Genomic DNA, 23,177 nt, shown 5'->3' with positions numbered 1-23,177 from the left:
TCACGATGCATTTCATGACGCAACTGCGCCGCGCCGGCCGCCTCAACCGCCTTCGAACCAGCGCAGCGCTTACCCTGGTTCGCCGGACGTCGCTCGCGGCGGCTTTGCCCGCAGCCGTGCTGTTGGGCGCGGGGCTGGCCGGCTGCGCATCGTCGAACACCACATCGCTGATCAATCTGCCGAACGGCCAGACCGGCTTCGCCGTGAATTGCAGCGGCGCCGACGCCGCTTCCAGTTGGGCCTCGTGCTACGTGCAGGCCGGCAAGGCATGTGGCGCGACGGGCTATGACATCGTGTCGAAAGACAATGACGAAGGCGGCGCCGCGGGCGGCAGCGTCACCAACGTCGTCTCGGCCAACGTAAAGAACCGTTCGATGATCGTGCGCTGCAAGTAAGCGCCCGCAGCGCGTGTGGGTGCGCGATTCGGTGCGCGATTCCTCAGTGCGCCTGCATCTTCGAAAACATGTTCAGCACGGCGACGCCGGCAATGATCAGACCGAGCCCGATAATCGCCGGCACGTCGGGCACCTGCCGGTACAACACCACCGCAACCAGCGTGATCAGCACGATGCCGGCGCCGGACCACACCGCATAGACGATGCCGACCGGCACGCTCTTGAGCGTCAGCGACAGGCAATAAAACGCCACGCCATAGCCGAGCACGACCACCACCGAAGGCACCAGCCGCGAGAAGCCCTCCGACGCACGCATCGCGGAGGTCGCGATCACCTCGGCCACGATCGCGATGCCCAGCAATGCATAAGCAGGCAGCCGCATCGCCTCAGGCCTTTGCAAGCGCGAGCTTGCTGTAGTCGTGACCGAGGTGCGCGCACAGCGCTTCCACGACCAGTTCGTGATCGGCGCGCTGCGGCAAGCCGGACACCGTGATCGATCCGATCACGCCCGCGCCCGCCACCGTCAGCGGAAACGCGCCGCCGTGCGACGCATATTCCGTGGCGGGCAAGCCGTGCTTGTCGGCGAGCGTGCTGCCGGCCTGCTGCATCTTCAGACCGATCGCGTACGAACTGCGGCGGAAATGCGCGACCGTGTTGCCCTTGCGGCGCGCCCAATCGACGTTGTCCGGCGTCGCGCCGCCGAGCAGACTGAAGAAGAGCGGCTGACCGAACGTGCGCACGTCGATCGCGACGGGGATGCCACGCGCCTTGGCGACCTCGTGCAGGTAGGCGCCGACTTGCCATGCGCGGTCGGCATCGAAGTGGGGAAACACTAGCGCGTGTTCCTGGGCGGCAATCACCTGCAGATCGTGAGCGATATCCATGGGGTTCGGATCAAAGGTAGAGATGAAGCGTGCGCCGCGTGCATGCAGGGCGGCGTCGCGAGAAGAATCTGAATTCTAGCGTAGCGCCTTACGCCGGCCTTCCGGCATGCGACGCGCGCAGTGCGTGCCGCGACCTTGGCAAGCTTACGCGAGCCGCACGATGCATTGGATTGAAGCCGGTTCTTAAATAGCTATTGCATCCGCGTCCAACTTCTTCTATAATCTTTTCTTCGACGGACGCGGGGTGGAGCAGTCTGGCAGCTCGTCGGGCTCATAACCCGAAGGTCGTAGGTTCAAATCCTACCCCCGCAACCAAGTGCATTCAGCGTGTTCAACGTGGTGCGCAAAAAGGTTCGAGACGTCGAAACAAAACATTGAAGGCTTGCCCAACCGGCAGGCCTTTTTTGTTTTCTTTCCAAATCTTTCATGAAGTGTTGCGCGCTCCGCGCGGCGCACACGTCTTTCCCGCTTCCGCACTCGCATTTCATCAGCGGTTCGCGATCACCACGTGCACAACCCACACCACGATAAGCCCTCACGGTTCAAGTCCCGGGCTCAAGATATTCTGCACCCCAAATTAAAAATACCGCCTCCTGCGCCCAGTCTTCGGCATGCCCCTTGCCACCTAACCCAATCGTTGCCGAATACCGCGCATCCCTATTTTCCGACGTGAGTAAAAACGCGCCCCAGTGATAAACTCCTATCACCCTTTCCTGTCCCCTTCCTATGAAATTCTGTTCTGTCTGCGGCCACGGCGTCAGTCTGAGCATTCCGCCGGGCGACAACCGCGAGCGCTTCGTCTGCGTCAGTTGCGGCACGGTGCATTATCAGAATCCACGCAACGTGGTCGGCACCGTCCCGGTCTGGGACGACAAGGTGCTGCTGTGCCGTCGCGCGATCGAACCGCGCTACGGCTACTGGACGCTGCCCGCGGGCTTCATGGAAATGGGTGAGACGACCGCCGAGGCGGCATCGCGCGAAACGCTGGAAGAAGCCGGCGCGCGCGTCGAGGTGCAGAGCCTTTTTTCGCTGCTGAACGTCCCGCACGTGCATCAGGTGCATCTGTTCTATATGGCGCGCCTGCTCGATCTGGACATTGCCGCCGGCGAGGAAAGTCTCGAAGTGAAGCTCTTCGAGGAACACGAAATCCCCTGGGACGAGATTGCCTTTCCCACGGTTGGCCAGACTTTGCGTTTCTTTTTCGCCGACCGTGCCGCCGGCAGCTTCGGCCTGCACACGGGCGACATCTTCCGCTCGCTGCGCGAAGGTTGAGCGGCGCGCATGGTTCCCTGGCTCGGCCCCGACGATCCGTTTCCGCCCGTCGAGCGCGCGCTCGGCGCGACCAGTGGCGCGCCCGGCCTGCTCGCCGCCAGCGGCGATCTGCTGCCGTCGCGACTGATCGACGCCTATCGGCGCGGCATCTTCCCGTGGTATTCGGACGGCCAGCCCGTGTTGTGGTGGAGTCCCGACCCGCGCATGATCCTGCGCCCGGCCGAATTCAAAGTGTCGCCGTCGCTGCGCAAAACGCTCAGGCGCGTGCTGCGCGAGGACGCGTGGGAAATCCGCGTCGACCATGATTTCGCCGCCGTGATGCGCGCGTGCGCTCAGGCGCCGCGACGCGGACAGCGCGGCACCTGGATCACCGCGGACGTCGTCGAAGCGTATTCGTCGCTGCATCGTGCAGGCGACGCGCACAGCATCGAAACCTGGTTCGAAGGCAAGCGCGTGGGCGGTTTGTACGGCGTGTCGTTCGGCAAGATGTTCTTCGGCGAATCCATGTTCGCGGACGTCACCGACGCGTCGAAAATGGCGCTGGCCGCGCTTGTCGGACACTTGCGCCGTCACGAAATAGAAATGATAGACTGCCAGCAGAACACGTCGCATCTGGCGTCGCTGGGCGGCCGCGAGATAGCGCGCAAGGCGTTCATCGCGCATGTTCGCGCGTCGGTCGAGGCACCGCCGATTCCCTGGCGCTTCGACAAGACCGTGTTGCTCGAGATCGTCGCGCCAGCGGCGTAGGAAGAATCAGGCCGAATCCGGATCCGCCGCCCACCGAGCCGCGGGTCACGCCGCGGGTGGTCAACCGCAAGGCGCCGGGTTTGCATTACCAGAGACGCTTCGAGAGCTGCCAACGTGACTCATCCCAACGAGCTGCCTCTTTCCCCGCTTTCGGCGCTGCAATTTTATGCAACGGCGCCCTACCCCTGCAGTTACCTGGATGGGCGCATCGCGCGCTCGCAGGTCGCCACCCCCAGTCACCTGATCAACTCCGACGTCTACACCGACCTCGTCAAGGCCGGCTTCCGGCGCTCGGGCGTGTTCACCTACCGGCCGTATTGCGACGGTTGCCGCGCCTGCGTGCCAGTGCGCGTGCCGGTCGACCAGTTCGAGCCGAACCGCACGCAGCGCCGCGTCTGGAAGAAACATGGCGAGCTGATCGCCACCGTCGCACCGCTCCATTACGACGAGGAACACTACGCGCTCTACATGCGCTATCAGTCGGCGCGGCACGCGGGCGGCGGCATGGATCGCGACAGCCGCGACCAGTACGAACAGTTCCTGCTGCAGAGCCGGATCAATTCGCGGCTGGTCGAATTCCGCGAGCCGCTGCCGGACCGGCCGGATGCGCCGGGCATTCTGCGCATGATCAGCATGATCGACATTCTCGGCGACGGGCTCTCGTCGGTGTACACGTTTTTCGAGCCGGGTCTGCCCAACACGAGCTTCGGCACCTACAACATCTATTGGCAGATCGAGCAGGCGCGCAGCCTGAAGCTGCCTTACGTGTACCTCGGATACTGGATCCGCGAGAGTCCGAAGATGGCGTACAAGGCGAATTTTCGCCCGCTCGAAGGTTTGATCGACGGCGCCTGGCGGGTGCTCGATCCCACGGGCATCGACCTGCCGCCGGTCGATCTGGCGATTCACGGCAGGCGCCCGCCATTCAAGCCGTAAGCCCGCTTTGGCCGGTCGCGGCGCACTCGCGCAAGCCGGCCTCATTAATGCGTCAAGGTAACGCCTCAAAGCCGGTAAAATGGCGGGTTCCCATTTTTCGGCCGCCCGGCTTCGTCCCGTGTTCAGTTCCCTCTACCCGCTCGTACGCGCCCAACTCTTTCGCATGGACGCGGAAGATGCTCACCACCTGACCCTGCGCATGCTCGGCGCCGCCGGCCGCACCGGCCTCGCCGGCGTGCTCGCGCCGCATGTGCCGGATGCGCCGCGCACCGTGATGGGGCTGACGTTCCGCAATCCGGTCGGGCTCGCCGCGGGCCTCGACAAGGACGGCGCCTGCATCGACGGTCTCGCCGCGCTCGGCTTCGGCTTTATCGAAGTCGGCACGGTGACGCCGCGCGCGCAGCCGGGCAATCCGCGCCCGCGCATGTTCCGTCTGCCGCAGGCGAATGCCGTGATCAACCGGATGGGCTTTAACAACGCCGGCGTCGACCAGTTCGTGAAGAACGTGCAGGCCGCGCGCTACCGCGGCATTCTCGGCCTGAACATCGGCAAGAACGCCGACACGCCGATCGAACGCGCCGCCGAAGACTACCTGTACTGCCTCGAACGCGTGTATCCGTTCGCCAGCTACGTGACGGTCAATATCTCGTCGCCGAACACGAAGAATCTGCGCCAGTTGCAAGGCGCGGGCGAACTCGACGCGCTGCTCGCCGCGCTCAAGGACAAGCAGCAGCGTCTGGCCGACATGCACGGCAAGCTGGTGCCGCTCGCGCTGAAAATCGCGCCGGACCTCGACGACGAACAGATCAAATCGATCGCCGACACGCTGCTGCGCCACCGCTTCGAGGGCGTGATCGCCACCAACACCACGCTGTCGCGCACCGCCGTCGCGGGCATGCAATACGGCGACGAAGCCGGCGGCCTGTCGGGCAAGCCGGTGTTCGACGCGTCGAACGAAGTGATCCGCAAGCTGCGCGCGGAAGTCGGCGAGACGGTGCCGATCATCGGCGTGGGCGGGATTTTCTCCGGCGACGATGCGCGCGCCAAGATCGCGGCCGGCGCGTCGCTGGTGCAGCTCTATACCGGCTTCATCTACCGCGGACCAGCACTGGTGCGCGAATGCGTGCAAGCACTGCGCTGAGCGCACGCGTGCGCAGCGCGGCAACCGCGCCAGTAATATAGACATAAACAAACGATATTTTGGTTTCGATAGTCTGCTTTGTTATGCTTTCGTCTGCTAAAACGCCAGACGTAAAAAAAGGAACTCGATGAAATTTGGCTTGTTGAAAAAGATTCTGGTCGCCGGTCTGATCGGCGCGTCGTTCACCGCCGTGACCGCCCACGCCGACGACCTGCTCGATCAGGTCAAGCAGCGCGGCACGCTGCGTATCGGCCTGGAGGGCACCTTCCCGCCGTTCAATTCGAAAGCGCCGTCGGGCGAACTGGTCGGCTACGACGTCGACATCGCCAGGGCCGTGGCCTCGAAGCTCGGCGTGAAGCCGGAATTCGTCACGACCGAATGGAGCGGCATCATCGCCGGTCTGCAGGCGGGCAAGTTCGACGTGATCGTCAACCAGGTGGGCATCACCGACGCGCGCAAGCAGGCGCTCGACTTCTCGCCGGCCTACACGTACTCGGCCGCGCAACTGATCCAGCGTAAGGACGACACGCGCCAGTTCAAGTCGCTCGACGATCTGAAGGGCAAGAAGCTCGGCGTCGGTCTGGGCACGAACTACATGGACATGGCGAAGTCGGTGCCGGGCATCGACGTGAAGACATATCCGGGCGCGCCCGAGTACCTGCGCGATCTGGCCGCCGGGCGTCTCGACGCGGCGCTCAACGACCGCCTGATGCTCGCGTACCTGATGAAGAACTCGCAGTTGCCGCTGCGCACCGGCGCAAACGTCGGCGCAGGCAACCCGTCCGGCATCCCGTTCAGGAAGGGCAACCCGAAATTCGCCAAGGCGATCGACGACGCGATGACCCAACTCGAAGCCGACGGCACGTTCTCGAAGATCTCGGACAAGTGGTTCGGTATCGACGTCACGAAGCCGGTCAAGTAACACGCGCTGACTGAAACGAAGGGCGGCATCGTCGGCGATGCCGCCCTTCGCGCTTTGACGGCAACGTTTATGATGTGCGCTTTTGCGCGCCAACCCGACCACCGCTCATGTCCACCACTTCCCTGCTCGTTGAATCGCTGCCCGTGCTCGCGCAAGGCGCCGTCCTGACGATCAAGTTCGCGGTTCTGTCGATGTTCTTCGGCCTGCTTGCCGGCGCCGTGCTCGCCTTGATGGGCGTGAGCCACAGCCGCGTGCTGAACTGGATCGCGCGCATTTACGTAAGCGTGATGCGCGGCACGCCGCTGCTGGTGCAGATCTTCGTGATCTACTACGGCTTACCGAGTTTCGGCATTTCACTCGACCCCACGCCCGCCGGTGTGATCGCCCTGTCGGCGAATGTCGCGGCGTACCTGTCGGAAAGCATGCGCGGCGCGATTCTGGGGATTCACAAGGGTCAGTGGCTCGCCGCCTATAGTCTCGGACTTTCGCGCCGCCAGACGCTGCGCTATGTGATCGCACCGCAGGCCTTGCGCATTGCCGTGCCGAGTCTGTCGAACAGTCTGATCAGTCTCATCAAGGACACCTCGCTGGTGTCGGTGATTACCGTGACCGAACTGCTGCGCAGCGCGCAGGAGATCATCGCCTCGACGTATCAGCCGCTGCCGCTGTATCTCGCGGCGGCTGCGGTTTACTGGGTGCTCTGCCAGGTACTCGAAAGCGTGCAGCGCTGGTACGAACGTCGCCTCGCGCTGCCGTCGCGCCACTGAAGAACCGGCGCGCCACCACGGCGGCGCACCGAAGCGCCGGGATGCACAGGGCGCACCCAGAAGGCATCCGCCCGGATAAGCGCCGGATAACGCGGCGCCTGCGGGTCGCCGCATGCCCAGCCCGCGCTCACTCCCCGGCGAACTTCAGCCCGAGCGCCGCGCGCGCCGCGTCGGCCATCGCGATCATCTGCAACGACTTGGCATGCGGCATCACCGGGCTTTCCACCTGCCCCGCCCGGATCAATTCGCAGAAGTGCGCCGTCTCGTAGTTCAGGCCACCGCCTTCGAACGGCTCGTCGAGTTCGATCACGCGTCCATCGGCATAGCGGACCGTCGCGCGCGACGGGTTCCACCACGGCTCATGAATCGTGACGTGGCCATGACTCGCCATCAACAACGCATCGCCTTTGCCGTGCAGATCGAGCCCGCAGAACAGCTGGGCGATGCCGCCCTCGTGCCGGCTGTTCAGGCTCGCAAAGGTATCGACGCCGGTCTTGCCGAGCCGCCCGAGCGTCTGCACCTCATGCGGCGCGCCCAACCAGTCGACAGCGAGAAACATCTCGTAGATCCCGATATCGAGCAGCGCGCCACCCGCATGCTCGAACGACAGCGACGGGTGATCGTCCGGCACGCCCGGCACTGAGCAACCGGCCCGCACCAGCCCCACCGTGCCGATCGGGTCGGCGCTTAGATGCGCGCGCAACTTTCTGTACAGCGGATAGAACGGCGGCTTCATGGCTTCCATGAAGAGCCGTTGCGCGGCGCGCGCGGCGTCGAGCACGCGCTCGAGTTGCGGCTGATTGATGGTGGCGGGTTTTTCGCACAGTACGTGCAGACCGGCTTGCAGCGCGTCGATCGCGTAGCCGGCGTGACTGTCCTGGACAGTGGCGATATAGAGCGCGTCGATACCGCTTGCGAGCAGCGCCTCGAAACTCGCGCAAACCTCGCCGCCGAAATCCGCGGCGAAAGCCGCGGCCGGTTCCGCGCGGCGTGACCACAGCGCGGTCAGTTGCGCCTGTGGCACATGAGCGAGTCCTTGAGCGAAGCGACGGGCAATGCGGCCCGTCCCGACGATTCCCCAGCGGACCATGCCGTCCGGCGAGGCTTCCTGCGTTGCGATTGTCATCGTTCCTTCGAGTCCATGCAGTTCAGAACAGGCGCTATTGTCGCGCATGCCACACGCTCTCGCGTAGGGCTGAACTCGCGCCTTTTCGTGCTGCGCAGTCTCACAAGGAAAAAACCAGAATCCGGCGTGCCGCCGCGGCGGTCGCGCTCAGCCGTGCGCCGGCGGGTCCGCAGAAAACTGGCTGCCGACTTCTTCCGCGGTGTAGTCGATCATGGCGAGCGAGGCGATTTCCGCTTCCTTCGGATCGCGCCGTTCAATCGCTTCGACTACGCGCTGATGCGAATTCACCGCCGTTTCCCACAGCCCATCCCGATCGGTGACGATGGGGTTCACGGTCGATAGCGCGCCGCGAATGATCGCCGCCATCTGCTTGAAGAACTGGTTCCCGCTCGCCACCACGATACGGGTATGGAACAGTTCGTCGGCTTCCTGATAGCCCGGCTCGCTCGGCCGAATACCGCGGAATGCCTCGAACGCCTCGCGAATCGCGGCGATATCCGCCGCGCTGCCGCGTGCGGCCGCCTGCGCCGACGCGCGCGGTTCGATCAGGATGCGAAACTCGATCACGTCGCGCAGAAACAGCGGATCGGGTTTCGCGCGAAAACGCCATTGCACGACGTCCTCGTCGATCATGCGCCAATCGCTCATCGGCCGGATGCGCGTGCCGATTTTTGGCCGCACGTCCAGCATGTCGCGCGCGAGCAGCATCGACAGCGCCTCGCGCATGACGGTGCGGCTGACGTCGAACTCCTTCGACAGCACATCCTGCGGTGGCAGTATGGCGCCGTACTTCTCTTCGACGATGCCCGTGACCAGTCCATCCATGACCTTGCTCACGAGCGATCGATCTTTGTTTGCGTGTTCCATCACACTCTCCCCGAAGCGGTGTTTGCCCCCGCGTAGCCTGTTGATCGAGCGGCCCTGTGTGTCGTTTTATTGGTGTGACAATGTTGTTCTACGATACGTTGCTAGCTTCAAAACGCTTGCGCCAGTTGGGACACTTCCTGAGAGGGTTATCCCTCTGAAGAATTGTTTCTTCCGTGAAACGCCGCATATCTTGACGGGCCATAAGCTTGCGTTTCAAGCGTGCCTGCGTCGTGAAATTTGCATAGTGCGAAGACGCACGTTGCGAGACGAATTGTCTGATCTGCAACGATCGAGGCGGATATGGACTGGCGGAAAGCGACGGTTGGCATTCGCATCAACGCGTAGTCGCCGCGAGCGGCGGCGAGTTCAGTGCGCCATCCTGAGCCGACACGGATCCGTAGCGTCCGCCGAAAAAAATCAGGGGCGCGTGCTCATCCAGCGAGAACACCAGCACCTCGCCGACGAACAACGTATGGTCGCCGCACGGATGCCGGTCCACCACGCGCGCCGCGAAACGCGCCGCCGCGTGTTCAAGTAGCACGACATCCGGCAACCCCTCGACCGCCGCAAAGCGCGGCGCGAGCCAGCTTTGCGGCTCACCGGCGAAGTGGCGGCTATGCGGCTCCTGCGCCTCGGACAATACGCTCACGCCGAACAACGCGCTGTCCATCAGACGTTCGTGCATACGCGCCCGGTGTCCGACCGAGACGACGACGAGCGGCGGCTTGAGTGAACCCGACATGAAGGCATTGGCGGTCATCGCGTGCAGACTGTCGCCGCTGCCGGTCGAGATCACCACGACCCCGGTCGCGAAGCGCCCCAATGCACGGCGAAAGCGCTGCTCGTCGAAAGCGGCCTGCGCGGGCTGCGGCGTTTCAGCGTGAAGTACCCTTGCCTGCATGGCCGTTCTCCTGATCGCGACCGTACTGATCGTCGAAACGGACGATGTCGTCTTCACCGAGATGCCCGCCCGATTGCACCTCGATTATTTCCAGCGGAATCTTGCCCGGGTTGTCGAGCCGGTGCGTGACGCCGTGTCTACACGTCAGCCGACAATTCAGGCGCAGGCATTACGCCTGCCCGAATAAACGAAACGCGCGCGCACGCTTGACAAGCCATTGCGTGGCCCGCGCGCGCCGCCCACCGGCGCGCCTCGCGAGCGGCTCGCGAGCGGTGACGGCGTCGGGCACGCGCCGCTCATTGAAGGTGTCGCGATAGAACGCTTCGAAATACGACATCACGTTTTCCTGCGCGCTGGCCGACAGGATCGCGTGATCGGTGTGCTCGCAAAACGCCGCGCGAATGTGCCTGAAGCGCTGCAACCGCGCGCCACACACGCCGAAATGGCGCTCGAGTTCTTCGACGCCTTCGTCGAGCACTCCGAAGAGGAGCCGTGTCTCGACACCGTGCGCGTCCACTGCGGCGAGGAGGCTCCGTTCTTCCTGTGCACCGAGTTCAATGCCGCAAATACGTTCGATCCGATCGGCAAGCGTCGCGCCGAACCGTGCCGCGAAGCGTCCCGCGAGTTCGCGCGCGACCGGCCATCCGCCCGTCTGCCCCTTCAGCACGCGCAGCCATTTGCGCGGCTCGCACATCGAGCGCAGATAGCTGCGTGTCGAACCAAAAGCCGCGACCGCGACGGTCGGCTTGCCATGCGCGTCGCAGATGTTTTGCCACGTGAATTTCTGCAAGTTCACCAGCACCGCGCCGAGCACCGCCGGTTCGCGTGCCGCCGCATGCAGGCCGACGTAAGCGCCGGCGCAGATGCCGAGCAGCACCGCGCCGCGATGGCCCTGCGCTGTCAGCCAGCGCGCCGCACAGGCGGCGTCGCCGACGCCCGACTGCGCGTACAGCGCGTCGAGGCTCAACGCATCCAAAGATGGCATGCTGTCGCCCAGACCGCCGAGATCGACTCGTAGCGAAGCAATGCCTTGTCGCGCGAGTCGCCTGGCAAAGCGCACGCCAAGCCGCGCATTGCCGATTCGCGAGACCGCGCCTGTATTCAGCAGCAGCGCCGCTGGCGCAGAAACGGCGCCGTGAGCTTCAGGCCGGCAATAGATGCCGAACAGCCTGCCGCCGTCGAGCCATATCGGCGTTTCAACCACGCCGGACTCGACCACGTGGGTCGTCTCGCGATTAGAAGTGTGTGGGGCGCCGCCATGGGTATCGCTGATCGTGCCCGCGCGCCCGGATGCAATCGCATGAGCCGCGCCATCCGCCAACCAGTTCTCTATCGACTGAAACGCGGACTGCGGAATCTCACTATCGAGCGACTCCATCATGAACCTGCTGTACTCATCGAAAGGCTGCCGTTCAACGTCGACGCCTTGCTCGCGATAGCGCGCAGCCAGCGCGTCGACTCGCGCGGGGTCCAGCGAATCGAGCATGAGCACGCGACCGGCCGGCCGCGGTGCGTCGCGGGTCAGATCGACAGCACGCAGACTCTCCAACGTATCCTGATAGAGGCGAAAGCCGTACGCCTCGACGAAAGCGTCGGTATCCGGCTCGGGCACGCAGTCCATCGCAGCCGGAATCGACAGCCATTGACGATAATGCGCGCGCAGCTCGCGCTGATAGTTCTTGCCCGACAGGACCGGCGCGAGCAGCACAAGGCCGTTCACCCCGCCGAGTTCCTGAGCGGCGAGCGCCGCGAGCGTGCCGCCGAGCCGCAATCCGCACAACGTCACGCGTTCGACACCGGACGATTCGCGCAGCAATGCCACGGCTTGCTTGATGCTGTCGATCCACGCGCGCCAGCGGCCGGGTTCGCTCGCCTCGCCTGCTGAATCGCCCGTGCCCGGGTAATCGAAACGCAGCACCGGCACGCCGCGCGCGGCGAGCCGCTCGGCCAGCCTGCGCATGCCGCGATACGTGCACAGTGCGTCGTAGCCGAACGGATAGCACAACACCACCCCGTCCGGCCCACTCGCCGGATGCAACCAGCCGAACTGGCCATCGAAGACTACTGGCCTCACGCTATGCTCCTCACGGGGTCCTCCCTTTCAACGCATTACAACAAACGTCACATGACTCATATGTACGTCCTGCCACATTGTCTCGGAGTCCGATTCATCGGCGAATGCGCTTGATCCCGCTTGATCCCGCTCGATGCGGGTGATCGGAAACGGCCAGCGTATTCAGTTGCCGTGCGGCGCACGCAGCGCGAACGTCGAGCGCGCGGCGAGCAGCAAGTGATAGAAGAACCGCGCGCGCAGTCTGTCGCGCATCGGGTAATGCTTCGACAGCAGCACACGCCACGCGGCAGCGGGCTCGCCGGCTCGCGCATAGGCGGAGGCCGCGCGCGGCGCCACGCGGCGCAATGCATCATCACGCGCGGCCTGTGCCGCAGCCGGAACATGGCTCTCGCGCAGTTGCGCAAACGCGTGCATCGCGGGCAACGCATGCGTTGAAATCGACAGCGCCGTTTCGCGCGATACCGAGACGCACTCGTTCACGAAGCAGATCGCCGTTGCGTCGACGCTGAGCCGCAAGCCGAAATCGAAGTCGCATGCTTCGCCGACTTCGGCGGCCGGGCGATACCCAATGCGGCGTGCCGCCAACGTATCGACCAGAAAACCGTTGTTCGGGAACATCTGGTCGATGCCGGCTAGCGCCGGTATGGGCAAACGGCCGGCACGCTCGGGCACGCGCCGGTAATCGCGATTCAGGCGTTCGCTGGCTTCGGGGCGCGGCGTGCCGTCGTCGGCGATCACGCGCTGCTTGCCGAACGCCGCTGTCAGGTCGGGGGAGGTTCGCCAGCATGCATCGAGACGATTCAACGCATGCGGTTCCAGCAGATCGTCGTCGTGCAGGAGCACGAGCCGGGCGCCGCGAGCACGCGCGAACAGGCGATTCACATTGGACGCCTGACCGAGCCGGGGCACGTTGCGTTCGTAACGAATGGGCCGGTCGCTGCGCAAGCGGCAGCGTTCCACGACATGCCGCGCGCTGTCGTCGGTCGAGTCGTCGCCGATCACGATTTCGAACTCGCCATAATCCTGCGCGTGGCAACTGTCGATGGCCTGTTCGAGCAACGCAGGCCGGTTACAGGTGGGAATGCAGATGGAGATGAGCAGCGCATCCAGTTCACTCGCGCCGCTCCCGCCCTGTTCGTCGATGCGCTCAGCCATGGATGCCCCGCAAACCGCTCGCGCCCAGGTCCCGTTGCATTCTGGCCGACGAGCGGCGCTCGAATCCGGCACGTTTCATTGTCAAACCCCGTTCGATGATTACGCGGCAACAACACAGCCGCGCGGCATTACCTTCTGATGATTTTCATTTAACCCCGCCGGATGGCAAGTATCTGTACGGGCACACACATAGACACGCCAGGGGCCAGGGCAATATCGAAACCTGCGACGGGCCGACACCGTCGTGTCAAGCGCGCTGCAGGGTGCGACTGCGCACCGACAGCGGCCAGAACGGACCACACAATTGCAGGAATTCAGACGCCGGAAAAGCGCACCATGGAAAGAAGTATCGTCAGGAACATCGTCATCAATTTCGCCGGGGCGATCGCTCCAACGTTTATCTCCCTCGTCACCGTACCCGCCTATATTCACCTGATGGGCGTCGAACGATACGGCGTGATCAATCTGGTGTGGACCCTGATCGGCTACTTCAGCGTGCTGGATCTCGGCACGAGTCTCGCCACCGAAAATCAGATATCCAAAGCACGCGCCGCCACGGACGATTCGATCGAGCGCATCTTCTGGAGCGCGTGGTTCATGAATCTGGGCACCGGCATTGTGGGCGGCCTTCTCATTTACGTGGGCACGGTTGTCTATATCACGCACGGCGTGAAGATCGAACCCGCCTTCCAGCGCGAAGTGATGGCGAGCCTGCCGTGGATCGCGGTGGCCGTGCCGATCGCCAACGTCTCATGGGTGTTTGCCGGCGCCATCAACGGCGTGGAGCGCTTCACCAGCTTCAACATCAACCAGACACTGGGCACGGCGCTGTTCCAGTTACTGCCGCTAGCGGCGATCTTCTGCTTTTCGCCCTCGCTCGCGGTGGTGATTCCGGCGGCGGTAGTGGCGCGCCTCGTGGCCGGCCTGATGCTCGGCGCGGCCGCATTTCGCGCGCTCGGGATTCGCCGCGTGCGGATGCCGCAATGGCATGTGATGACCGAACTCTTCCGCTATGGCCGCTGGATGCTGATGTTTTCCGGCGCCAACATGATTGCGTCGACACTCGACCGGGTGCTGGTGGGCGCGCTGCTCGGCGCGCGCTACGTGACGTATTACGCAACGCCGCAGAATCTGATTACGCGCCTGAATCTGCTGCCCATCGCGATGGTGCGCACACTGTTCCCACGCCTGTCGGCCGTGTCCCGCGCGGATGCGGACGCATTGGCGCATAGCGCCCTCGCGTTTCTCAACGGCGCGTTCACGCCGTGCGTGATCGTCGCGCTATTCGCACTCAAGCCTTTCCTCCTGCTCTGGCTGGGGCCGACGGTCGCGGCCGCCGCGCCGGTTGCCAGCGTGCTCGTGCTCGGCGTGTGGCTGAGCGGCCAGTGCGGCATTCTGGGGATCCTGATCCAGGCGCAGACCAGCCCGGCCGCCGTCGCCACGGTGAGCTGGCTCGAATTGCCGGTATTCGCCGGCGCGCTGTGGTGCGGGATTCACTGGTTCGGGATCATGGGCGCGGGTGTCGTCGTCACGCTGAAAGCGCTATTCGACTACGCGGTGCTGCTGGTGTTCGCGCGGCTGCACGTGTGGTCCATCGTGCGCAATATGCTGGCCCACCTCGCGTTCCTGCTAGTAGCAGTCGCGCTCGCCGATTCGATCAGCGCGGTGCCGACGCTCATCGTCGCGGCGCTCGTGCTGGCCCTCGCGAACCTGGGGCTATCGTTGCACGGGTCGAGTGAACTTCGCGGCTTGGTCGGCAAGCTCTGGGCGCGCTTTACGCCGTCCACCACCAGCTAGTCCATAGGATTGAAGCGGGCCGCTGCTGAGCGCGGCCCGCTCTCTCAGATCGAGCTCGAGTGCGTGACAGTGTCCGGCACTACTCGTGCAACCGCCGTCATACCGCGTGTGGCGATGCTCGCAAAGCGGCGCGGCTGGCAGCTCGCCAAAGTGCGTTCGTAGATCGACAGATAGCCGTCGCTCACCTGCTGCACGCTGAATTTGTCGAGCTTGCAGAGCGCGCGTGCGGACAGCGCCGCATGCGCATCGTGCGCGCTCAGCAGATGCCCGAGCGCCTGCGCCAACGCAGTCGGGTCCTGCACCGGCACGAGCACGCCGGCTTCGCCGCCGTCGAGCATCTCGGGAATGCCGCCCACGCGCGTCGCCACGATCGCCCTACCTAATTCACGCGCTTCACACAGCACGAGGCCGGCCGCCTCGTAGTGCGAGGCGAGCACGAACACGTCGGCCTGCGCGAGATACGCACGCGGGTCAGCGACAAAACCTTCGAAACGCACCTGAGCGGCGACACCCAGTTGCCGAGCCAGCGCTTCCATGGCACCGCGATCCGGACCGTCGCCGACGAGATACAGGAGCGCCTCCGGCACGCGCTCGCGCAGCAGCGCGAAGGCATGCAGCAGATCGCCAATCCCCTTACGCTCATACATGCCCGACACCGTGACGACACACGGATGCGCCAGTTGCGGTTGCGCGGGCACCGGCATGTCGGCGAGGCGCGGCGTACCGATCGTGCCATTACGCACGACACTCAGGCGCGCCGGCGCAATGCCGCGCCGCGCCATCGCCGCGGCCACTGCATCGCTGACCGCCACCACGTGATCGCCGACGCCCATCAGCGTGGCGCTGCGCTGAAACTCGTTGTGCACCGTGGTGATCAGCACGTAGCGCCGCCGCAGCGCGCTCACGCGAGCGATCAGCGCGCCGGTCATCATGTGCGCGTGCACGACGTCGGGGTCGACCTGCGCGACCAGCCGTCTGAAGCCCGCCACCATGCTCGCGACACGCGACGGTCTGGGCGATTGCGGCAACAGCACGTGACGCACGCCGTGCCGCGCCAGCAGCGCTTCAAAGCCGCCGCCCGCCGAGGCCACCGTCACGTCGTGGCCGGCGCGCGCCTGCAGGCAGGCAAGGTCGACCATCACGTTGACGATGCCATTGCCGACGCATTGCGCGTGATTGGCGAGGTGAATGATTTTCATGGAGTCTGCGCGACAGTCGTTGAATGAGGGGCAGCCGCGACAAGCGGCGCCGAGGGCGGCGTGAAGCGGTACATCAGCGCCTTGCCGTAGGCGTCTTCTTCCACCAGCACGAGGTATTCGCCCGAGGCGAGGCGATGCGCAGTCATCGGCATGGGCACATCGACCCAGCCGCTCGTCGAGCCGACTTCCTTGCCCGGCGAGAGGCGGCCGATATCGCGTCCGCTCGCGCGGTCGTACACACGCACCACGGCGCCGCGCGTTTCGACGGCGAACACGTAGTCGCCCGCCACGGTAAAGCCGCTGATCGACGACCAGTCCGGCGCGCCGCGATCGGGCAAGCCGATCACATAGCGCAGCACGGGCTTGCCGCTTTTCCAGTGGTCGTAACGAGCCAACTGCGAACCCGCGCCATTCCAGTTCTCCTGAACGAATGGATGCGCGGGTGTCGAGCCGGAGACGAACATGCTGTCTTCGTCGGGGAAATAATTCAGGCGCGCGACCCGGTAAAACGGCGCGGGCGGCGCATACTGCCGCATCGCCGAGTAGCGGTAGATCGGGTTGCCGACGCGATCGAAGCCCTGCAGCGGAAAGCAGCGAATGCCCTGCGATTCGGTGCCCTGCCAGATATCGCCGCGGCTATCTACCCACCAGCCGCGCATTGGCGGCGCGTCGGCGTTGCGAATGTTCTGGTCGAATGCCTGTGGAGAGAAGTCGCCCTTGCCCGTCGTATCGCGCCAGATCCATTCGCCTTGCCGCGGCTGATTGGGCGGCCACGCGCCGTCGATATGCGACTGCGAGAAGAGCCCTGCGGGGATCGCGGTCTCGCGGTCGTCGGCGAAACGATAGATCCGCAGATACGAGGAGTACATGTCGGTCGTATAGAGCAGACGGTGACCGCGCACGTCGCGCACCATCGGCATACCGCGCTGACCGCCGAGATACAGATGAAAATATGGATCGTACGGATAACGGAAACGGTCCGCGGTGTAGCCGGCATACGCCCACTCCTGCCCGAGTGGCCGCGAAAGATCGAGCGTGAAGCGCTTGCTGCCGCTGTACACCGAAGGCGGCTCGCCATCCACGAACTGCGCGCCGTCGACGAATAACAGTCCCTGCAGACTGAAGCGCTGTTTGCCATCGGGCGTATAGCTTTCGAGCAGCGCGCCGTCGTAGGTGCTCGGACCCGTGCCGAACGGGCGCGGACCCGCGCCGTTCATCGACACATAGACGTTGCCGCCGCGGTCCACGCCCACTCCCGTCAGCCCGTTGAAGCGCCGTGGCCCCGGCGCGCCGGCCCGGCCCGCGTAGATGCCGCCCTCCTGTCCGAAGCTCGCCGACAATTGCATGCCCGCTCCCTGCTGAGTCGTCGCGCCGGGGACCGCCGTGAAGATCAGGATCTGCTGGCGCACGCCGTTGTCGGCGATCAACAGGCGCCCGCGCGCGTCGACCGTCAGGTCTACGGGCACCACGCCGTCGGGCATTGCGAGTTCGCCTAGACGGGCGCCATCGCGTGCATGGTGAACGACGCGCCGCGCGCTGTCCGTGCGGCTGTTCTCAATGGCCCACAACGAGCCGTCGGAAGCGAGCGCAAGCCGGCCAGGCTCGGGCACCGGGAACGCACCGACCGCTTGCATGGTTTGCGCGTCGTACACCTGCACGCGGTTATCGAGCAGATTCGAAACGAACAGCCGCGTGCCGTCCGCGGCGAGGCCGCGGACCGCGTAATCCGTCTTGTCGGAATAGGTGGAGATCAGCAGATACGCGAGCCGGCTGCCGGCGGGAAACTTCACCTGGCCGGCGAACGGCACGCCGTCGCGTAGGTCGGCCCGGCTGCGGCGCGCCACGCCCGTCCACACTTCGCCCTCGCGCGGGGTCGCGCGGTGTTTCGCCTCTTCGTTGCCGAGGCTCACCATGGTCTGCGCGACGTACACGTACTCGCTGTTCACGGCGATCGCATCGCCCCCCATCATGCCCCAGCCATGCGACTCGCCGCCGTGCCGCACCAGCTCGCCGTTGCGGTACTGGCCGAGTTCGCCGCCGCCTTCGTCCCAGGGCGCGTTCGTGAATACGTCGCCATCCGGCGTGACGGCGAGTGCCTGCACGTCGATCTGCATCCAGCGATGATCGGCATAACCCCACGTATTGCCGATCCACGAGGTTCGGTAGGATAGCGAAGGATGGGCGGACGCCGCCTGCACTTCGGCGGCGGGCCGGCTGGCCGCGGCTGCGGCGACGGTCGTTGCGGTTGCGGTTGCGTTGGGAGTGGTAATGGCTGCCGCCGCCTCAGTGGTCAGCGCCGGCCCGTGAATCGTCCATCCCGAACCAGCCGCGCCGATCACCACCAGCACAGGCAAGGCCACGGCGATTACGCACACCAGGCGCTCGAAGGTTTTGCGTGCGGTGCTTCGCATGATCACGGGCGTATCAGAATGCGCTGATCGCTTCGCGATAGACGCGCGCAACCTGCGCGGCGACCACCGGCCGGTCGAAATGCGCGCTCGCATACGCACGGCACGCCTCGGCATCCGGCACCACGCGGCGCCCGAGCAGGACGTCGGCAATCCCTTCTCCGAGCGAGCGGAAACCGCTCGACGGCAGCACCAGTTCGGACGACAGCGGCGCCACCGCTTCCGGCAGTCCGCCCACCGGCGTCACCAGCACCGGCGTGCCCGCGGCGAGCGATTCGATCGTGGTGAGCCCGAAGCCTTCGAGCGACACCGTCGGCACCACCGAAAGATCGGCGGCCCGATACCACAGCGGCACTTTCTCGTCGGCCACGAAACCCGCCAGCCGGACATTGCGTTCGAGCCCGCGCGAAACAATGCGCGCCTGCAACTGAGCTTCCAGCGGCCCCTTGCCGGCGATGATGAGAAGTACGTCCGGGATCATCGGCTTGACGAGCGCCATGGCGTCGATCAGGTCTTCGAGGCCCATGCGCGACACCAGACGCCGCATGCAAAAGAGCAGCGGCCTGTCCTGCGGCAAACGCAAACGCCCCCGCGCCTCGCGCCTGGTCGCCCGCGTATTGAAGTGCGCCACGTCGACACAGCCCGGCACGATACGAATGCTGTCCTCACGCACGCCGTAGTTCTCGTGAAGCAGCCGGCCAAATGCCTGCGAAAGCACGATATGCCGTGTCCCGCTGCGATAGACGAAGCGCTCCAGCGCGACGCGCATGGCGCGGGACCAGCCGCCACCACCGCCCGGAAACGATTCGGCCGCCCACGGTCCGTGAAAATGCACGACCTTCGGCACGCGCCGGAACACGCCGACAGTCGGCGCCGCGTAGAGCGCGAAATGCGAGGCGACCACATCGGGCATCTTCGCGGCGCGCAGCGCGCGCGACTGCACGCGCGAACCCCACAGCCGCGTGCCGAGTTGCGACTGCGCGCCGGCAAAAGCCAGCACGCGGCCGCCCGACGCATCGAACACGCCCGGTGTGCCCGCCACCATGCCGCGCACATTGACGCCCTGCTCGGGCAGCGTATCGATCAATGCCTTGAACATGCGGTCGAGCCCGCCCGGCCGCTCGTTGAACCAGTGCATTCCGATTTGCAGTGATTCGATCGACGTATCGCTCATAGTTCCGCCGATGCGGTCGCACACGCCGCCGGCAGCTCGCGCGCCGCGCGCCGCGCATGCACCTGTTCGTAGACGGACAGATAGCGCTCAGCCATCGCCTGCCAGCTCAACGTGCCGGCCACCGCGCGCGCGGCGAGCCCGAGACGTCGCGCGTAATCCGGCTCTCTGGCGAGATGTTCGATCGCCACGGCAAGCGCGGCGGCGTCGTTGGGATCGTCGAGCACGATACCGCTGCCGCGCGCGATCACTTCCGCGCCGCCCGCTGTGCGCACGGTGATGACCGGCAATCCGGCGGACAACGCCTCCAGCAGCACGAGCCCCATCGGCTCGTAGCGCGAGGGAAACACGAACGCATCGACCGAGCGCATCAGCGCCGGCATGTCCATCACCATGTCCGTGAAGTGGACCCGTTGCGTCAGTCCGAGCGATTCCACCAGCGCGGGGTAAGGACTGTTGTGCAGAATCCCGGCGACCGCGAGATGCACTTCGGGGGACGTGCGTACGAGCGCATGCAGGACGGTATCGAGATTCTTGCGCGACATGCGCAGGTCGCCGGCGAACAGCAGCATGAACGGCGCTTGCGGCAGATTGAAACGGGCCCGCTCCGGTGTACCGGGCGTGAACTCGCCGACATCGACACCGTTGTGTATCACCTGCACCCGTGCCGAGCCGATGCCCAGCGCGCGAACTTCGCCAGCCACCTTCTGCGAGACCGGCACGATCACCTCGGCATGCCGGAACGCCCACTTTTCGCACAGGATATTCAGCAACGTGTAGACGACCTGGTACGCGTGATACAGGTTGTGCAGCAGCCTGAACGGATAGAAGCCGCAGCGATACCAGCCGTCGTGGACGAAGTGCGCGGCGTTGACATCGGCACGCGCCCACGCAATGAAGCCGTTCACATGCACCACGTCGAATTCGTCGCGATGCGCGCGAATCCATGCGCCGCAACGCCACGCGAACATCTGGTACTGAAGCAGCTTGGTCGGCAAACCGCTGGTGGGAACCTGCACGAAATGCACGTGAGGGTGCTGCACCAGTTCAGGCGCGGCCTCGGCGGCGAGCAGCGTCACCGCATGACCGGCGGCGAGCGCCGCCAGCACGATCTCATAGTTGACCCGCCCCTGCCCGTCGTTTTTTCGCACGACGTGGGTGACGATCAGAATCCGCATCCTTGTGTCCTTCATCTGGATATCTTGTTGTGCCGTAGTGAAGCAACGGCGGCCGCGCCCTGCCGTTCACGCGCATAACGCAGCGAAATCACGGGCAGCGTCACACCGAGAAAGAAAAACATTCCCGACACGGAGGTCAGCGTATTGATGAAAATCATCATCGAGAAAATCGCCACCGCCACGCCCACGCCGGAAATCGCCAGCAGGTCGGTCGGATGCCGCCGGCTTGCCCGGTACGCGCGCCAGAGCAACACGAATACGCCGGTGGCATAGAGCAGCGTGCCCGGCCACCCCATCACGAAGGGGACTTCCATCAGGCCGCTGTCGAAATCGACCCTCGCCGCGGATGATTTGTCGTCGGAGAGCTTGGTGCCGAGGCCAATCGTGCCGAGCCCCTGTCCTGCGATGTCGGTAAACGCCGAGGAGAAAAAGCTCTTGTAGAACTCGGCGCGCGCCTGATAGCTGTTGTCCTCGCCGAGGTTCTGCATCGTGCTGAAGCGCTGGATCACCGGTTCGGCAACCTGATCGATCATCATCAGCGGCGCGGCCATCACGGCGAGCCCAAGCACGCCGGCCATCAACCGCATGCGGCTCCTGCCGTCGAGCATGAGGAACGAGTACACGATCGCGATCGCAAAACCGCCCCACGTGCTGCGCGCGCTCGTGAGCAGCAGCACGGGAATGCCCACGCAGCCCAGCACGATGCGCGCCTTGCCGCGCGCCGCGAGCGACATCAGCAGAATCGTCATGAGCGTGACAGCGAACGGGCCGCACGAATTCATCGTGCTGCTCACACGCATGCCGAACGGCACCGGTTGCCCTTCGGATTGCATTTTCGAAGCGATCAGCCAGAACGCGTCCCACGGCATCGGCGAAACGAATTCGAGCAGGCCGTATACGCTCATCAGGAGTCCGCCATAAACGAATGTCTTCAGCAACACGCGGTGATAGTCGGGATAGTGGCGCCATGTGACCGTGAGATAAAACGCCACCATCACGGGATACAGCCAGTTGATGAGCGTGTAGGTCGCGGCAGCGGGACCGACCTGCGCCATGCCGACCACATACGCGTACAGCAGCGCGATCACGATCAGCACGAGCGGCGCCGCGCGGCGCTGCCCCAGCAGCGAGACGTGCTTGAGCAAGGTGAGGCCGGTGAGCGCGACCGCGAGCAGAGGCGCGATCATGATCGGGCTTTGATCGTTGAACGAGCCGTTGACGAAGTCGGCAAGACGGCGCACTTCCGGCGTCAGGAAAAACAGCCAGCAGACGAAGCCGAGATAATGCGCGGGCGAGCGCCAGTAGAACAACAATGCAATGCCGAATGCGCCGAGCGGAAAGAAGTATTCGACCACCCTGCCCTGATGCAGCGCGACCAAGCCCAACGTCACCGCAAATAGCAGTAGCGGCAGGCGCAGTGGATGGCGCAGGCCCCTCGCCCGCGCACCGGCGGCCGGCGCGGCAAAAGCAGGTGCCGCGCCCGGCGAAGTGCGTGGTATGTCCGACGTCGGTCTCGCGAGTGCAAGCTGTGCGCTGGAAGGCGTGACGAGCATTCGCCCCATCACAGCAACTCGAACGTATTCACGAGCACGGCGGCGCCGCGCTCACGGCGGCGCACGCCGAAGAGCGGCTGACTGACGCGCGCCTGGCGTGTGAGGCCGATGAATGGCACGCCATGTTCGAGATAAGGTCCTTCCGTCTTGCGAAAGCCGAATTGCTCGTAGAAGCCGCGCAAACCGAGCGGCGCACTGACACGCGTGGCATGTCCCGGCCAACGTTCGGCGATTGCCTGCAGCACGCGTTCGAGCAGCAGTTCGGCGGTGCCGTCGCCGCGTCGCAGCGGACTCGTCAGCACCTTGTCGATGGTGATCTCCGGGTCTTCCGCGTCGCCGGGCTGCACGCGTGCGTAAGCGAGAATCGGCATGGAGCGCGCCATGTCCTCAACCGCGAACACGTGCAACGCATTTTCGTCGCGGCCGTCGGCGTCCAGACAGACATGCGACTGTTCGACTACGAACACCGCGCTGCGCGCCCGCAGGATCAGATACAACTCGCGTGCCGAAAGCTGATCGAATTCCAGCGTTTTCCAGTTCATCACGTTCCCCAGCGGTCAATAAGTTCAACGAGACCGGCTTTACGCGCCGGCTTCGACGGCCTGGCTGCCTGCGCCGGTCCGTTCTGATGGCTACACGGTACGTCCGCAAACCGCGTGTTTCCGTGCGCCATCGCACTGACGC

General features: G+C 64.8%; 21 protein-coding genes, 1 tRNA gene and 1 pseudogene. 9 read left to right on the top strand and 14 right to left on the bottom strand.

What is annotated here, in order from left to right:
- Positions 1-5: 5 nt before the first annotated feature.
- Positions 6-395, top strand: coding sequence for a hypothetical protein (locus tag P0D70_RS04530; RefSeq protein WP_408183024.1), 390 nt, complete (start codon positions 6-8; stop codon positions 393-395).
- A 43-nt stretch (positions 396-438) separates the two neighbouring features.
- On the opposite strand, the gene P0D70_RS04525 is transcribed toward P0D70_RS04530, so the two are convergent.
- Positions 439-771, bottom strand: coding sequence for a DMT family transporter (locus tag P0D70_RS04525; RefSeq protein WP_408183291.1), 333 nt, complete (start codon positions 769-771; stop codon positions 439-441).
- Between the two features lie 10 nt (positions 772-781).
- Positions 782-1,279 carry a heme-degrading domain-containing protein gene (locus P0D70_RS04520; RefSeq protein WP_408183022.1) on the bottom strand — a complete coding sequence of 166 codons (498 nt, stop codon included), beginning with the start codon at positions 1,277-1,279 and terminating at the stop codon, positions 782-784.
- Between the two features lie 238 nt (positions 1,280-1,517).
- Between P0D70_RS04520 and P0D70_RS04515 the strand changes: the two genes are divergently transcribed.
- The 7 genes from P0D70_RS04515 (at position 1,518) to P0D70_RS04485 (ending at position 7,064) form a co-directional block, all read left to right on the top strand.
- A tRNA-Met gene (locus P0D70_RS04515) sits at positions 1,518-1,594 on the top strand.
- A 411-nt stretch (positions 1,595-2,005) separates the two neighbouring features.
- Positions 2,006-2,551, top strand: coding sequence for an NUDIX hydrolase (locus P0D70_RS04510; protein ID WP_091794676.1), 546 nt, complete (start codon positions 2,006-2,008; stop codon positions 2,549-2,551).
- A gap of 9 nt (positions 2,552-2,560) precedes the next feature.
- A complete protein-coding gene (aat, locus tag P0D70_RS04505) occupies positions 2,561-3,298 on the top strand; it encodes a leucyl/phenylalanyl-tRNA--protein transferase (RefSeq protein ID WP_408183019.1) in 738 nt (245 codons plus the stop codon).
- A gap of 114 nt (positions 3,299-3,412) precedes the next feature.
- Complete coding sequence (locus P0D70_RS04500) at positions 3,413-4,234, top strand: arginyltransferase (RefSeq protein WP_091794680.1); 822 nt, start codon at positions 3,413-3,415, stop codon at positions 4,232-4,234.
- A gap of 79 nt (positions 4,235-4,313) precedes the next feature.
- Positions 4,314-5,375 (top strand): quinone-dependent dihydroorotate dehydrogenase, encoded by a 1,062-nt coding sequence (locus P0D70_RS04495; protein ID WP_408183017.1) that lies wholly within the window; start codon positions 4,314-4,316, stop codon positions 5,373-5,375.
- Between the two features lie 127 nt (positions 5,376-5,502).
- Entirely contained in the window at positions 5,503-6,297 is a 795-nt protein-coding gene (locus P0D70_RS04490) for a cystine ABC transporter substrate-binding protein (RefSeq protein ID WP_408183014.1), read from the top strand.
- Positions 6,298-6,404: 107 nt separating this feature from the next.
- A complete protein-coding gene (locus P0D70_RS04485) occupies positions 6,405-7,064 on the top strand; it encodes an amino acid ABC transporter permease (RefSeq protein ID WP_091794684.1) in 660 nt (219 codons plus the stop codon).
- Positions 7,065-7,191: 127 nt separating this feature from the next.
- On the opposite strand, the gene P0D70_RS04480 is transcribed toward P0D70_RS04485, so the two are convergent.
- The 6 genes and pseudogenes from P0D70_RS04480 to P0D70_RS04455 form a co-directional block, all read right to left on the bottom strand.
- Positions 7,192-8,190: a Gfo/Idh/MocA family protein gene (locus P0D70_RS04480; protein ID WP_408183011.1), complete on the bottom strand. Its 999-nt coding sequence runs from the start codon at positions 8,188-8,190 to the stop codon at positions 7,192-7,194.
- A gap of 147 nt (positions 8,191-8,337) precedes the next feature.
- Positions 8,338-9,057 (bottom strand): FadR/GntR family transcriptional regulator, encoded by a 720-nt coding sequence (locus P0D70_RS04475; protein WP_408183009.1) that lies wholly within the window; start codon positions 9,055-9,057, stop codon positions 8,338-8,340.
- A 334-nt stretch (positions 9,058-9,391) separates the two neighbouring features.
- Entirely contained in the window at positions 9,392-9,958 is a 567-nt protein-coding gene (locus tag P0D70_RS04470; RefSeq protein WP_408183007.1) for a flavin reductase family protein, read from the bottom strand.
- A pseudogene (locus P0D70_RS04465) lies at positions 9,933-10,091 on the bottom strand (mannose-1-phosphate guanylyltransferase); the annotation flags it as partial. The pseudogene P0D70_RS04465 and the gene P0D70_RS04470, both read right to left, overlap by 26 nt.
- Before the next feature lie 36 nt (positions 10,092-10,127).
- Positions 10,128-12,032, bottom strand: coding sequence for an alpha/beta fold hydrolase (locus P0D70_RS04460; protein WP_408183005.1), 1,905 nt, complete (start codon positions 12,030-12,032; stop codon positions 10,128-10,130).
- A gap of 162 nt (positions 12,033-12,194) precedes the next feature.
- Positions 12,195-13,187, bottom strand: coding sequence for a glycosyltransferase (locus P0D70_RS04455; RefSeq protein ID WP_408183003.1), 993 nt, complete (start codon positions 13,185-13,187; stop codon positions 12,195-12,197).
- 336 nt (positions 13,188-13,523) lie between these two features.
- On the opposite strand from P0D70_RS04455, the gene P0D70_RS04450 reads away from it, so the two are divergent.
- A complete protein-coding gene (locus P0D70_RS04450) occupies positions 13,524-14,984 on the top strand; it encodes an oligosaccharide flippase family protein (protein WP_091794695.1) in 1,461 nt (486 codons plus the stop codon).
- A gap of 44 nt (positions 14,985-15,028) precedes the next feature.
- On the opposite strand, the gene P0D70_RS04445 is transcribed toward P0D70_RS04450, so the two are convergent.
- Genes P0D70_RS04445 through P0D70_RS04420 form a run of 6 tightly spaced genes read right to left on the bottom strand, consistent with a single transcriptional unit; the run spans position 15,029 to position 23,035 of the window.
- Positions 15,029-16,183 (bottom strand): glycosyltransferase family 4 protein, encoded by a 1,155-nt coding sequence (locus P0D70_RS04445; protein ID WP_408183000.1) that lies wholly within the window; start codon positions 16,181-16,183, stop codon positions 15,029-15,031.
- On the bottom strand, positions 16,180-18,594 hold the full coding sequence (locus P0D70_RS04440) for an NHL repeat-containing protein (RefSeq protein WP_408182998.1): 2,415 nt from the start codon (positions 18,592-18,594) through the stop codon (positions 16,180-16,182). Before P0D70_RS04440 ends, P0D70_RS04445 begins: the two co-directional genes overlap by 4 nt.
- Positions 18,595-18,607: 13 nt before the next feature.
- Entirely contained in the window at positions 18,608-19,765 is a 1,158-nt protein-coding gene (locus P0D70_RS04435; RefSeq protein ID WP_091794705.1) for a glycosyltransferase family 4 protein, read from the bottom strand.
- Positions 19,762-20,940 (bottom strand): glycosyltransferase family 4 protein, encoded by a 1,179-nt coding sequence (locus tag P0D70_RS04430; RefSeq protein ID WP_408183287.1) that lies wholly within the window; start codon positions 20,938-20,940, stop codon positions 19,762-19,764. Before P0D70_RS04430 ends, P0D70_RS04435 begins: the two co-directional genes overlap by 4 nt.
- 11 nt (positions 20,941-20,951) lie before the next feature.
- Positions 20,952-22,502 carry an O-antigen ligase family protein gene (locus P0D70_RS04425; protein ID WP_408182996.1) on the bottom strand — a complete coding sequence of 517 codons (1,551 nt, stop codon included), beginning with the start codon at positions 22,500-22,502 and terminating at the stop codon, positions 20,952-20,954.
- Positions 22,502-23,035, bottom strand: a complete 534-nt coding sequence (locus P0D70_RS04420) for a GNAT family N-acetyltransferase (protein WP_091794713.1) — start codon at positions 23,033-23,035, stop codon at positions 22,502-22,504. Before P0D70_RS04420 ends, P0D70_RS04425 begins: the two co-directional genes overlap by 1 nt.
- Positions 23,036-23,177: the final 142 nt, after the last annotated feature.

Origin of the sequence: Paraburkholderia sp. RL17-381-BIF-C (genome assembly GCF_046026435.1) — a bacterium.
GTDB lineage: Bacteria > Pseudomonadota > Gammaproteobacteria > Burkholderiales > Burkholderiaceae > Paraburkholderia.
Note: the sequence above shows the minus strand (reverse complement) of the source record. Positions and strands in the feature narration are given on the sequence as shown.